Here is a 13,068-nt window from a genome sequence, read left to right on the forward strand (position 1 = left end):
CTCGGGACCGCGCGCCGGTGTGGGGCACCGGCGCGCGCTGATTACCGCGCTGGAAGCCGTCCGGCTCCTGCCCGCAATCATCTAACGCACTTGGGAGATTTCAATGACGGATTCCTTACATGCGCGGCCGGCGCGCCACCGGCTTTCGGGCCAGGCACGGCATCGCGCGGCAGAGCGGCCCTGGCGGAAGAGCGCGCTCGCGCTTGCCCTGAGCAGCCCGCTGGCCCTCACGGCGCTGGAGAGCGGCCTGATGCTGACCGTGCTGGCGCCCGGCGCGGCGCGCGCCGCGAGCAATTCCGAAGGCTATGTCTACGGCATCGCACCGGCAGGCGCGAACATCACCCTGCGCAGTGCGGAAACCGGCTACGTCCGCGGCACCGTGGCCGGCGCGAACGGCAGCTTCCAGATCACCGCGGTTCCGGTCGGCAGCTATGAGGTCACGGCCGTCGTCGAGGGCGGCGAGCAGAAACAGACCGTGACGGTGTCGATCGGCGAAGGCGCGCAGCTGCGCTTCGTCGCCGAGGAGATCGCCGAAGTCACGGTCACGGGCCAGCGCAGCAATGTCGACACGACTGCCGTGGAAACCTCGACGAATCTCAGCGCGGAGGAACTCGAAAGGCTTCCCGTGCAGCGCCACATCAGTGCCGTGCAGATGCTGGCGCCCGACGCCAGCGCCGGATCGAGCGACTACGAGACCAAGCAGGGCAACCATCTGGTGGCCTTCGGCGGCGCCTCGCCGCTCGAGAACGGCTTCTTCCTCAACGGTTTCAACATCACCGACTTCCGCCTCGGCCTCGGCGGCAGCGAAGTGCCCTTCCAGTTTCTGCAGGAGACGCAGATCAAGACCGGCGGCTACTCCGCGGCCTTCGGGCGCTCGCTCGGCGGCGTCGTCAACATGGTCAGCAAGACCGGCACCAACAGCTTCCTGGCCGGCGGCAATCTGTTCTGGGAACCGGAATGGGCGCGCGGGCACTCGCCCGACGTGGATTTCGTCGACAACGCGGGCAAGGTCGTCCACAAGGTCTACAACAGTGCCGACGAAGACGACGGCGTCGAAGGCAATCTGTTCGCGGGCGGGCCGCTCATCAAGGACCGCCTGTTCTTCTATGGCGTGGTCGGGATGAAGGACATCTCGAGCCAGTACGTCGGCGCGCGAGGCGACACGTATTCGAAGGAGAAGTCGGACGGCCCGCTCTACTACGCGCTCAATCTCGCCGCCAATCTCGCGCCGGGCCACCGCCTGCAGTTCACCACCTTCTCCGACGAGCGCGACTCGGAAATCGCCGTTTACGACTATGACTTCGACGACAAGGCGGTCGGCGCGGCGAGTTCGAGGACGCAAGCGACCACCGGCGGTCAGGCCTACATCGCCAACTACGACGGACAGGTCGCCGACTGGTTCAGCCTCTCCGCGCTGTACGGCCATGGCGAAATCAAGGACAAGTCGTCCGCGCTGGCGGGCGACGGCGGGCCGTGCACGGCGGTGATCGACAACCGCACCGGCTCCAACGAGCGTCTCGGCTGTGTCTCGGCCGAGACGCGCAATCGCGACATCCTGGACACGCGTGAATCCTGGCGCCTGGAAGGCACGTTCTTCTTCTCGCTGCTCGGCGAGCACCAGGTCAAGGCCGGCTACGAAGTCGAGGACCTGACGACGGACATCACGCAGGCCTACGTCGGCAACGGCACGGTCTATACCTACTCGCGCTGCCACAACGAGGAAGATCCCGAGGCGGGATGCTCCGTGGGTGGCGAGACCATCGCCGAAGGCGCCGATTTCGTGCGTCTGCGCACGTATCCGATCTTCGGTAAGTTCGACAACGACCTGAGCGCGTACTACATCGAGGATCGCTGGCAGATCCATCGGCAGCTGCTGCTGTCGCTCGGCCTGCGCAACGACACCTTCGACCTCAAGAACCGCCAGGGCCGGTCCTGGACCAGGCAGGACGAGCAGTGGGGTCCGCGCCTCGGCATCGCCTTCGATCCGCTCGACGACGGCCGTTCGAGGATCTATGCGAACTACGGGCGCTACTACATGCCCATCGAGACCAACACCGCGACGCGCACGCTTTCGGGCGGCGTCGACGAGAGCTCGTACTACGAGTTCACCGCGATCGATCCGCTGACCGGCATCCCGACGCTCGGCGACAAGATCGGTGCGACCACGTCCGCCGCGGTCTCGAACGACTATCCGCGCGCCGCGAACCTCAAGCCGTCCTCGCAGGACGAGTTCATCCTCGGCTACGAGATGGAAGTCGCGCCGTCGTGGAGCGCCGGCATCAAGGGTCTGCATCGCCGCCTGAACGAGGTCATCGAAGACACCTGCGGTTACTTCCCGACGGAAGAAGGCGATCTCACCTATGGCTGCGTCCTGCTGAATCCGGGCCGCGATGCGGTGATCAGGAATCAGGACTGGAACTTCGACGGCGAGATCGACAACGTCACGCTGACGTCCGACTTCCTCGGCCTGCCGAAGGCGGAACGCAAGTACTACGCCCTCACGCTGAACCTCGATCGCGCGTTCGACGGCAAGTGGTTCGTCAAGAGCAGCTATACCTGGTCGCACACCTACGGCAACTTCGAAGGCTACGCGCGCTCCGATACGGGCCAGGCCGATCCAGGCATCTCGTCGACCTTCGATCTCCCGCAGCTCATTTCCTACGGCGACCTGCCGCAGGATCACCGCCACAACGTCAAGATCTCCGGGGCCTATGCGATCACCGACGAGTGGATGGTGGGTCTCAGCTTCTCGGCCATCAGCGGCCGGCCGAAGAACGCCTATGGCCGCATCCCGCCCGGCACGCCGCTGGGTGATTACGACCCGCAGACCAATCAGGCCATCATCGACGCGTACAACGAGCAGTACGAGGGGGAGTTCTCGTATGTCGACGGCAAGCGGGTCGGTCGCGGCAGCGAGGGACGCCTGGGCTGGATCATCGATCTCAACGCGTCGGTCAGCTACAGCCCGAAGTTCGTGCCCGGCCTGACGCTCGGCATGGATGTCTTCAACGTGCTCAATGGCGACACCGTCACCAACATCGACGAGTCGAAGGAACTGCTGACGATCGACAACCCGGCCTACGGCACGCCGCGCGACTCCGATTCGTTCCAGAAGCCGCGCTACTTCCGCTTCAGTCTCGGCTACGAGTTCAAGTAAGGCGGCGGTGGCGGACGGCGGCCCTGGGGCCGCCGTTTTTTCCGGGCCCAAGGGCAGGCCCGGCGGAGCTTGGCGCCAGTCGGCGGATGCATGCGCACGGTACGCTATGCTGCCCGGCCGTGGCCTGATGGGTCTGCAGATGAAGGGCGGCTCCCGCGATACCCCATTGCCCGATTACGGCATCGACGCGCCGGACGCGGTGCGCCGCTTTCTCACCATGGGCACGCTGGCGATCGTCGTCGGTTTCGCCGCACCGAGCCTGGTCGCGATGCTGCCGCCGCAGTACGCGCAGACCCTGCTCGGCACGGCGCGCTCGCTCGGCTGGATGGGTTATGCCTTCGTCGCCACCGCCTGCGTGATGCTGTGGGGCAGCCGCGTCGGCAAGCTGCGCCTGCGCGACAAGGTGCTGGCGACGCTGCCCTGGCGCGGCGACGAGCAGGTGCTCGACGTCGGCTGCGGGCATGGCCTGATGCTGATCGGCGCCGCGCAGCGGCTCACGAGCGGCCGGGCGGTCGGCATCGATATCTGGCGCGCGCAGGACCAGGCGCGCAACAGTCCGCAGGCGACGCTGCGCAACGCGCGCCTCGAAAGTGTCGCCGGGCGGATCGAGGTGCGCAGCGCCGATGCGCGGCGCCTGCCGTTCGACGCCGCGAGCTTCGACGTCGTGCTGTCGAGCTGGACGCTGCACAACATCGCCGAGCGCGACGGGCGGCGGCGCGCCATCGAGGAGATCATGCGCGTGCTGAGGCCCGGCGGGCGCGTCGTGCTGATCGACATCCGCCACGGCGCCGAATACGCGGCGCTGCTGCGCGAGCTGGGATGCGCGCAGGTTCGCGTCGGTGCGCCGAGCTTCCTGTTCGTGACGCCGACGCGCGTCGTCAGCGCGCAGAAGCCCGCTTGAACGCACTCAGGCGTAGATCATCTTGCGCGTCATGCCGCCGTCGACGACCAGATTCGCGCCGGTGACGAAGCCGGCCTCGTCGGACAGCAGGTAGGCGACCGCGGCGGCGATGTCCTCCGGCTTGCCGACGCGGCCGGCCGGATGCTGCGCATGGTCCTGCTTCGACAGCGCCGGCGCCTTGCGCCGCGACGGCGCCTGCCAGGCGTCGGTGGCGATCCAGCCGGGGCTCACGCAGTTGACGCGCACCTCGGGGCCGAGGCTCATCGCCAGCGCGTGCGTCAGCGCCACCACGCCGCCCTTGCTCGCGGCATAGGCGTCCCAGTCCGGTTCCGACATCAGCGCGCGGGTCGAGGCGATCAGCACGATCGCGCCGCGCGTGCGGCGCAGGGCCGGCGCGGCGTGCTTGGCGAGCAGGAAGCCGCCGCCGAGATTCACGCCGAGCACGCGATTCCACTCACGCAGACTGAGCTTGGCGAGCGGTTTCGGGATGGAGATGCCGGCATTGGCGACCGCCGCGCGCAGCGGCCCGAGGCGGCGCGCGGCGGCGATGGCCGCACGCACCGCGCTCGCGTCGCCGGCATCGCCGCGCACGAAGACGGCGCGGGTCGCGCCGCCGAGTTCCTGTTCGGCGGCGCGGCCGGCCTGGCGATCGACGTCGAGCATGACCACGTGCAGGCCGCGCGCGATCAGTGCCGCGCTGATCGCCTTGCCGATGCCCTGCGCGCCGGCGGTGACGACGGCGGAGCCCGCCCGTGTGGCGGCGGCGCTCATGGCGGCACGAGCTTGTAGAGCGCGCCGTTCGCGCCGCTGAGATACAGCTCGCCGTCGCTGTCCTCGCCGAACGACGTCGGCTGCGTCGGGAGTGTGGCGAGGCGCGTGCTCGACTGCCGATCGTCGGCCAGCGCCCAGATTTCGCCGGAACAGTAGTCCGCGTAGACATAGCGGCCCTGCATGCCGGCGAGCGCCGCGCCGCGATACGCGTAGCCGCCGATGATGCTGCAGCGGCCGTTGCTGTGGTCGTACTCGAAGACCGGCATCGTCACGCCGGCCGGCGCCGGGTCGCCGCTATTGTAGACGTGCGTGCCCTCGTACTTGCGCCAGCCGTAGTTGGCGCCCCTGGCGCCGATGTCGATTTCCTCCCAGGCGCTCTGGCCGACGTCGCCGATCCACAGCGTGCCGTTGTCGCGGTCGAAGCTGTTGCGGAAGGGATTGCGCAGGCCGTAGGCCCAGATTTCCGCGCGTGCGGCGCTCTGGCCGACGAAGGGATTGTCGGCGGGCACGTCGCCGTTGCCGTCGATGCGCAGCAGCTTGCCGAGCAGCGAGCCGAGATCCTGCGCGTGCCTGTCCGGGTCGCCGGTGCCGCCGCCGTCGCCGACCGCGACGTAGAGCTTGCCGTCCGGACCGAAGCCGATCCAGCCGCCGTTGTGATTTTTGCTGCTGTCCGCCGGCTGCGTGATCGTCAGCAGCTTCGTTTCCGAAGCCGGATCGGCCTCGTCGGCGCTGCGCGCCGTGTAGCGCGCGACGACCGTGCTGCGCGCGACGCCGCCGGTGCCGGGGGCGGCGCTGTAGTAGACATAGAAGCGATGGTTCGTGGCGTAGGCCGGATCGAAGGCGAGGCCGAGCAGGCCCTGCTCGCCCGCCGTGTCGAGGCGAGTGCCGATGTCGAGAAAGAGCTGCTTGCCCGGGCTCGCGCTGCTGCGGTCGATCACGTAGACGCGACCGCCCTGCTCGACGACGAACAGCCGCCGCGTGTCGCCGGGCGCCGCGGTGACGAACAGCGGCGCGTCGAAGCCGAGGCCGGAGAACGCGCGCTGCGCGGCGACGGCCCCGACGGGCGGCGGCTCCTCGTCCGGCAGGCCGCCACCGCCGCCGCAGTGCGCGAGCGCTAGGGCCGACACCAGCAGGGCGGCCTGCCAGGCCCGCCGGTTCGCCAATGGCTTCATCGTTTTTTTCTCCCGGAGCGACGCGATGCGTGGCCGTCGCCGCCGATTCTCGCATCATGCGCATCGCGGCTGAATGCTTGCCGCGTGCGGGATGCTCGCCTAGGCTGGCGGCGGTCAAAAAAGGGAGAAGCCGCCATGATCGTCACACCGCTGTACGCCGGACTGCTGGGCCTGTGGTTCCTCGTGCTGAGCGTGCGCGTGGTGCAGGGGCGGGGAAAGTTCCAGATCCATCTCGGCGACGGCGGCAACGCCGAGATGGCGCGGCGCGTGCGCGGTCATGCCAACTTCGCCGAATACGTGCCGCTGACGCTGCTGCTGATCGCGATCCTCGAACTCAGTCATTTCTCGATCTACGTGCTGCACGCGCTCGGTGCGGCGCTGCTCGTCGGCCGCGTGCTGCACGGCATCGCGCTGTCGTTCACCGCACAGTTCAAGCTCGGCCGCATGCTCGGCATCCTGCTGAGCTTCATCGTGCTGCTGATCGCCGCGGCGCTGTGCGTCTGGCAGGGCATGCGCGCCGCCAGCCTGCTGGCCTGAGCGCGCCATGGTGAAAGCCGGCGCGCCGGCGGACGCGACCTGTGCCTGCGGCTCGGCGCGCGCCTACGCGCAATGCTGCGGCGCCCTGCATGCCGGCGCCGCGGCGGCCGACGCCGAGGCGCTGATGCGCTCGCGCTACAGCGCCTACGCGCGCGGGCTGGAGCCGTATCTGCTCGACACCTGGGACGCGGCGACGCGGCCGGCGCGCGTCGCGTTCGATCCGGCGACGCGCTGGCTGGGATTGAAAGTGCTGCGGCATGTCGCGAACGGCGACGCGGCGGTCGTCGAATTCGTCGCCAAGTTCAAGATCGGCGGCGGCAGCGCGCAAGGCCTGCACGAACGCAGCCGGTTCCGCCGCGAGGCCGGGCGCTGGTTCTACGTCGACGGCGAATTTCCGGACTGAAGGCGTACCGCTTCATCCGCGGCAAAGGTCGACACTGCGTTCGATATCATTACCATGGTACGTCCCGTTGACACCGACAGGACGATACTGATGCTTGAATTCGAGTTTCTCGGCAATTCGCTGCTGCGCTGGCTGTACGCATTCATCGTTGCCGCCGCCATCGTCATCCTGGTCTGGGCCGTGCGCGGCCTCGTCGTGCGCCGCCTCGGCGCGATCGCGCGGCGGACCACGACGTCGCTCGACGACTCGCTGATCGCGGTCGTGCGCCGCACGAAGCTGTGGCTCGCCGGGCTGCCGGCGCTGCTGATCGCCTCGCGCTCGCTGGTGCTGCCGGACAAGCTCGACGGCGGACTCGCGCGCGCCGCCGAAATCGCCGTGATCGTCCAGCTCGGCCTCTGGCTCGCCGCGCTGCTCGATTTCTGGATCGCGCGCTCGCGCGAGCGCGCGGCGGCCGAGAACCCCGGCGCGACGACCAGCCTTGGCGCGCTGGCATTCGTCGGCAAGCTGGTGCTGTGGTCGATGCTGACGCTGGTCGTGCTGGACAATCTCGGCATCGACGTCACCGCCATGATCGCCGGCCTCGGCGTCGGCGGTGTGGCCGTCGCCCTGGCCGTGCAGAACATCCTCGGCGATCTGTTCGCGTCGCTGTCGATCGTCATCGACAAGCCGTTCGTGGTCGGCGACTTCATCATCGTCGACGACTACATGGGCACCGTCGAGCACGTCGGCCTGAAGACCACGCGCCTGCGCAGCCTCGGCGGCGAGCAGCTGGTGTTCTCGAACAGCGATCTGCTGAAGTCGCGACTGCGCAACTACAAGCGCATGCGCGAGCGTCGCGTCGTGTTCAAGTTCGGCATCCTCTATGAAACGCCGGTGGCGAAGCTCGAGAAGATTGCCGACCAGGTGCGCGAGATCGTCGTGGCGCAGCCCACCGTGCGCTTCGATCGCGCGCATTTCGCGAGCTTCGGCGAATCCTCTTACGACTTCGAGGTCGTGTACTGGATGCTCGATCCGGATTTCAACAAGTACATGGACACCCAGCAGGCCATCAACCTGGCCATGGTCCGCAAGTTCGAGGCCGAAGGCATCGGCTTCGCGTATCCGACGCGCATGCTGCACGTCGGCGAGCCGCTGCGTATCCGCAGCGCCAACGATCCGCTACAGTCGACCGACGCCGTCACCCAACGATCCGAGTCGCCATGAGCCTGCGCTGTGAAATCATTCCGGTCACCGCCTTCCAGCAGAACTGCTCGCTGATCTGGGACACGGAGACGATGCGCGGCGCCTTCGTCGACGCCGGCGGCGAGGTCGAGCGCCTGCTCGAACGCGCGCGCCATCACGGCGTGACGATCGACAAGCTGCTGGTCACGCACGGCCATCTCGACCATGCCAGCGGCGTCGCCGAGCTCGCCGAACGCCTCGGCGTGCCGATCGAGGGACCGCACGAGGGCGACGGTTTCTGGATCGACGGCATCCCGGAGGCCGCGGCGCGCTACGGCTTCCCGCCGGCGCGCAGCTTCGTGCCGACGCGCTGGCTGCGGCAGGGCGACACGGTCACGCTCGGCAGCCTCGCCTTCGAAGTGCTGCACTGCCCGGGACACACGCCCGGCCACGTCGTCTTCCACCACGCGCCTTCGCAACTCGCGTTCGTCGGCGACGTGCTGTTCGCCGGCAGTATCGGCCGCAGCGATTTTCCGCGCGGCAATCACGAGGACCTGATTCGCTCGATCCGCGAGCGCCTGTTCCCGCTCGGCGATGACATCCGCTTCGTGCCGGGCCACGGGCCGCTGTCGACTTTCGGCGAGGAGCGGCGCGGCAATCCTTTCGTCGCCGATCGCCTGTTCGGCTGAGCGCCGCCCGGGCGGCGGCCGTGGCCGCGTAGCGCGCGCCCCTCGCGCCATGTCACATTCCGGCCGGCTGCCTCGTCCAGCGCCGGACGGAATGGAGATTCGGGCATGCCGGCGCTCATCGCGCTGTTGCTGGGAGCGGGTCTGGCGATCGACGGGCTGTGGACGCTGGCCTTGCCGGCGAGCTGGCATCCGCTCATCCCCGGCGTGCCGCAGGCCGGGCTGCTGGATGCGCCCATCGTGCGCGCGACATCGGCTGCGCCTGCGCGCTGGCCGGTGTTTCGCCGGCCCGCGCCCGCGCGCCTTCGAGTGCGCCTTCGGCCACTCGCGGCGCCGGGCTGAGCGGGTCAGGCGCGATTCAGCGCCGCCCGGCAGGCTGATGGGCGGGCACGGAAACGGCCCATCTCACAGCCAAGGAGTCCTGCCATGGGTAACAGACCGTTCCTCACCGACATCGAGACGATCCGCCGCCGCGCGCGCGAGCACATCGAGCGCGGCGCGGTGACGGAAGGCTACCGCGCCGACCGCGAAGCGGTGATCCGCATCCTCAACGAAGCGCTGGCCACCGAGATCGTCTGCGTGCTGCGCTACAAGTATCACTACCACGCGGCGAGCGGCATCCATGCCAAGAGCGTCGCCGCCGAATTCCTCGAACACGCCAACGAGGAGCAGCAGCACGCCGACCAGCTCGCCGAGCGCATCACGCAGCTCGGCGGCAAGCCGAATCTGTCGCCTGACGGCCTGCTGACGCGCAGCCATTCCGAGTACATCGAGGGCGACGATCTCGTGCAGATGCTCGAGGAAGACTTGATCGCCGAACGCATCGCCATCGACAGCTACCGCGAGATCGTGCAGTACCTCGGCAACGACGATCCGACCACGCGGCGCATGATGGAGGAAATCCTCGCCAAGGAAGAGGAGCACGCCGAAGACCTCAGCACGCTGCTCGAGGAGCTCGGCAAGAAGGGCGAGCCGGCCCGCGAGGCCGCGCTGCGCTCAGCGCACTGATCCGTTCTTTCCCGCGTGCAAGGGCCGGCAGCGCCGGCCCTTTTGCGTTGCGGCGCCTCGCGGCGCGCGGCGCGTCGGGAGCCGCGGCCGCTTGCGTTTCGGCCGCTCAGGCTTCTAGGCTGCATCAGCACCGAAGGAATGCACCATGAACCTGCCGCGCCTGCTGTTCGCCCTCGGCTACGCCGGCCTCCTGCCGTTCATTGCCGGCCCGCTGTGGCTGACGCTGTCGCCGCAGAGCGCGCCGGTCTGGCTCGACCAGGCCTGGCTGCTCTACGCGGCGCTGATCGCCGCCTTCATGTCGGGCACCTTCTGGGGGCTGGCGCTGATCGTCGCCGAGAATCCGGCCGGCCTGTTCGGGCTGGTGGCGTCGGCGCTGCTCATGCTGCTCAGCTGGGGCGCGGTGATGCTGCCGTTCTCGCTGGCGCTGCCGGCGCTGGCCGGTGTCTTCATCCTGCTGGCGCTCGCCGAGCTGTGGCGCGAGCGCGTGCTCGATCCGATGAGCAGCTATTTCCGCCTGCGCGTCGTGCTCACGCTCGGCGTCCTGGTGTGCATCACCTGGCGCCATTGGCTCGGCTGAACGTGCGCGTCGTCACGGCGGCGTCGGCCGCGCACTGGCCGGCCGCGCCGGCGCATTGCTATCGTGCCCGCTCGTCCCGCGCTCCATCGATTCCGAGAGAGGTCGCATGAAGACATCGTCCCTTGCCCTTGGCGCCGCCGCGCTGTCCCTGTTCGCCGCCCTGCCGGCCACGGCGCAGATGCCACGCGTGGTTTCGCCGGTGCATTTCGGCTTCGTGCTGGAAGGCGCGGCCGAGTTCGGCGGCGACGAAGTGGCGCGTGTCTACTACGAGAACGACTCCTCGGACAGCGTCGACGCCGGCCGCGGGCTCGGCGCCGCGCTCGGCTTCTACGTGCAGCCGGCGGCCGAATGGTCGGTGCGCGCCACGGTCGGCTACAAGTACGAATCGACGCGTGCCTCGAACGCCGACATCTATCTCGACCGCGTGCCGGTCGACGTCATCGCCACCTGGCATTTCCCGAACGGCGTGCGCCTCGGCGCCGGCGGTGCCTGGCACACGGGCATCAAGTTCCATGGCGACGATATCGCGCCGAACGTGAAATTCGACGATGCCTTCGGCGTCTCGCTCGAAGCCGGCTGGCGCTGGTTCGTGGCGCGTTACACGAGCATGGATTACAAGGACGAGTTCGGGAACAAGTACGACGCCGACAGCTACGGCCTGCATCTGGTCTGGGAATTCTGAGGCGCCGCCGCGGCGGCCGCCGCAAAGCGAAAGGGCCGGCGATGCCGGCCCTTTTTCGTATGGCAACGACGATCAGAACAGCGCGGCGTCGAGCGCCATCAGGGCGTCGGAACCGGCGCGCGCCGAGCGGATCTGGAACGCGGTTTCCGGCAGCAGCTTGGCGAAGTAGAAGCGCGCCGTCGCCAGCTTGGCCTTGTAGAAATTGCCTTCCTCGGATTCGCCCTGCCTGGCCAGCGCGATGGCGGCCATGCGCGCCCACAGGTACGCATAGACGAGGTGGCCGACCACGCGCAGGTACGGCACGGCGGCGGCGCCCATCTCGTCCGGATTCTTCTGCGCCTTCTGGCCCAGCTCCGCGGTCAGCTTGGTGACCTTGTCGCCGATGTCCATCAGCGGCTCTACGAATTCCTTCATCGGCTCGTTGGCGGCGTGGGCCTTGACGAACTCCTGCACCAGCTTGCCGAGTTTCATCAGCTTCCTGCCGCCGTCCTGCAGCACCTTGCGGCCGATCAGGTCGAGCGACTGGATGGTGTTGGTGCCTTCGTAGATCAGGTTGATGCGCGCGTCGCGCACGTACTGCTCGACGCCGGTTTCCTTGATGAAGCCGTGGCCGCCGAACACCTGCATGCCGAGATTGGTGCCCTCGAAGGTGTTGTCGGTGATGAAAGCCTTGACGATCGGCGTCAGCAGCGCGACCAGCTCGTCGGCATCCTCGCGCACCTGCGCGTCCGGGTGCTTGTGCGACTGGTCGATCATCAGGCCGACCCAGTAGCACAGCGCGCGCGCCGCCTCGTTGTAGGCCTTCTGCGTCAGCAGCATGCGGCGCACGTCCGGGTGGACGATGATCGGATCGGCCGGCTTGTCCTTCAGCTTCGGACCGCTCAGCGAACGCGACTGCAGGCGATCCTTCGCGTAGGCCAGCGAGTTCTGGTAGGCGACTTCGCCGAGGCCCAGGGACTGCATGCCGACGCCGAGACGCGCGCCGTTCATCATGATGAACATCGCGTTCATGCCCTTGTTGGGCTCGCCGATGATCCAGCCCTTGGCGCCGTCGAGCTGGATGACGCTGGTCGCGTTGCCGTGGATGCCCATCTTGTGCTCGATCGACGTGCACTTGACGGTGTTGCGTTGGCCCGGCGTGCCGTCGGCGTTCGGGATGAACTTCGGCACGAGGAACAGGGTGATGCCCTTGGTGCCCTCCGGCGCGTCCGGCAGACGCGCGAGCACGAGGTGGATGATGTTGCCGGAGAGATCGTGCTCGCCGGCCGAGATGAAGATCTTGGTGCCGCTGATCGCGTAGGAGCCGTCGCCGTTCGGCTCGGCCTTGGTGCGCAGGATGCCGAGGTCGGTGCCGCAGTGCGGCTCGGTCAGGCACATCGTGCCGGTCCATTCGCCGGAGACGATTTTCGGCAGGTACATCTTCTTCAGCTCGTCGCTGCCGCGCGCGGTCAGCGCCGCGTAGGCGCCGTGCGACAGGCCCGGGTACATCGTCCAGGCCTGGTTCGACGAGTTGAGCATTTCGTACAGCACATTGTTGACGAGCTCCGGCAGGCCCTGGCCGCCGAAGGCCGGATCGCAGGACAGCGCCGGCCAGCCCTGCTCGCAGTACTGGGCATACGCCTCCTTGAAGCCTTTCGGCGCCTTGACCACGCCGTCGCCGACGTAGGTGCAGCCTTCCTCGTCGCCGGACTGGTTCAGCGGGAACAGCACTTCCGAGGCGAACTTGCCGGCTTCCTCGATGATCGAGTTGACGGTCTCGCCGTCGAGGTCGGCGTGCGGCGGCAGTTCCTTGAACGCCTGCTCGACGTTGAGCAGTTCGTGCAGGACGAACTGCATGTCGCGCAGCGGGGGGGTGTATTGCGGCATGGAAAATCTCCGGATCTGAAAAGGGCTTCTGCGTTCGCGGGAACGCGCGGAAAATCGGCGTCCATACTGTACCGTATGTTTCTGTTGCAGTGCAGTATCGCGGGATGATTTTTCGACATGGCCGGCGTTCCGACGCTGTCCGCGGCG

Annotated in this window: 13 protein-coding genes; 10 read left to right on the forward strand and 3 right to left on the reverse strand. The window is 68.0% G+C overall.

The genetic code is table 11. The features are described 5' to 3' along the window. Nucleotides 1-103 precede the first annotated feature (103 nt). Nucleotides 104-3,157, forward strand: a complete 3,054-nt coding sequence (locus K344_RS0117610) for a TonB-dependent receptor (protein ID WP_028081771.1) — start codon at nt 104-106, stop codon at nt 3,155-3,157. 106 nt (nt 3,158-3,263) lie between these two features. Beyond that, on the forward strand, nt 3,264-4,058 hold the full coding sequence (locus K344_RS0117615) for a class I SAM-dependent methyltransferase (RefSeq protein WP_051362367.1): 795 nt from the start codon (nt 3,264-3,266) through the stop codon (nt 4,056-4,058). A gap of 6 nt (nt 4,059-4,064) precedes the next feature. On the opposite strand, the gene K344_RS0117620 is transcribed toward K344_RS0117615, so the two are convergent. Both K344_RS0117620 and K344_RS22390 read right to left on the reverse strand, forming a co-directional pair. After that, on the reverse strand, nt 4,065-4,829 hold the full coding sequence (locus K344_RS0117620) for an SDR family oxidoreductase (protein WP_028081773.1): 765 nt from the start codon (nt 4,827-4,829) through the stop codon (nt 4,065-4,067). Continuing rightward, the gene (locus K344_RS22390) at nt 4,826-6,001 is read right to left on the reverse strand and encodes a PQQ-dependent sugar dehydrogenase (protein WP_084197578.1); all 1,176 of its coding nucleotides are present in this window, start codon (nt 5,999-6,001) and stop codon (nt 4,826-4,828) included. The genes K344_RS0117620 and K344_RS22390 overlap by 4 nt, the downstream gene beginning before the upstream one ends. A 135-nt stretch (nt 6,002-6,136) precedes the next feature. On the opposite strand from K344_RS22390, the gene K344_RS0117630 reads away from it, so the two are divergent. The 8 genes from K344_RS0117630 (at nt 6,137) to K344_RS0117665 (ending at nt 11,055) form a co-directional block, all read left to right on the forward strand. Then, complete coding sequence (locus tag K344_RS0117630; protein ID WP_028081774.1) at nt 6,137-6,538, forward strand: MAPEG family protein; 402 nt, start codon at nt 6,137-6,139, stop codon at nt 6,536-6,538. A 7-nt stretch (nt 6,539-6,545) separates the two neighbouring features. Then, on the forward strand, nt 6,546-6,941 hold the full coding sequence (locus K344_RS0117635; RefSeq protein WP_028081775.1) for a YchJ family protein: 396 nt from the start codon (nt 6,546-6,548) through the stop codon (nt 6,939-6,941). A 54-nt stretch (nt 6,942-6,995) separates the two neighbouring features. Further along, nucleotides 6,996-8,144, forward strand: coding sequence for a mechanosensitive ion channel family protein (locus K344_RS22395; protein ID WP_245586259.1), 1,149 nt, complete (start codon nt 6,996-6,998; stop codon nt 8,142-8,144). Continuing rightward, nucleotides 8,141-8,791 carry an MBL fold metallo-hydrolase gene (locus K344_RS0117645; protein WP_043114849.1) on the forward strand — a complete coding sequence of 217 codons (651 nt, stop codon included), beginning with the start codon at nt 8,141-8,143 and terminating at the stop codon, nt 8,789-8,791. The genes K344_RS22395 and K344_RS0117645 overlap by 4 nt, the downstream gene beginning before the upstream one ends. Nucleotides 8,792-8,896: 105 nt before the next feature. Next, complete coding sequence (locus tag K344_RS0117650) at nt 8,897-9,130, forward strand: hypothetical protein (protein WP_028081777.1); 234 nt, start codon at nt 8,897-8,899, stop codon at nt 9,128-9,130. Nucleotides 9,131-9,214: 84 nt separating this feature from the next. Further along, nucleotides 9,215-9,796 (forward strand): ferritin-like domain-containing protein, encoded by a 582-nt coding sequence (locus K344_RS0117655; protein ID WP_028081778.1) that lies wholly within the window; start codon nt 9,215-9,217, stop codon nt 9,794-9,796. A gap of 145 nt (nt 9,797-9,941) precedes the next feature. Beyond that, entirely contained in the window at nt 9,942-10,373 is a 432-nt protein-coding gene (locus tag K344_RS23210) for a DUF3429 domain-containing protein (RefSeq protein ID WP_051362370.1), read from the forward strand. Nucleotides 10,374-10,479: 106 nt separating this feature from the next. Further along, nucleotides 10,480-11,055, forward strand: a complete 576-nt coding sequence (locus tag K344_RS0117665) for a putative outer membrane beta-barrel protein (protein ID WP_051362371.1) — start codon at nt 10,480-10,482, stop codon at nt 11,053-11,055. 72 nt (nt 11,056-11,127) lie between these two features. Here K344_RS0117665 and K344_RS0117670 read toward each other — a convergent pair whose 3' ends face one another. Beyond that, the gene (locus K344_RS0117670) at nt 11,128-12,921 is read right to left on the reverse strand and encodes an acyl-CoA dehydrogenase C-terminal domain-containing protein (protein WP_028081780.1); all 1,794 of its coding nucleotides are present in this window, start codon (nt 12,919-12,921) and stop codon (nt 11,128-11,130) included. Between the last annotated feature and the right edge of the window lie 147 nt (nt 12,922-13,068).

Origin of the sequence: Solimonas soli DSM 21787 (genome assembly GCF_000474945.1) — a bacterium.
Classification (GTDB): domain Bacteria; phylum Pseudomonadota; class Gammaproteobacteria; order Nevskiales; family Nevskiaceae; genus Solimonas; species Solimonas soli.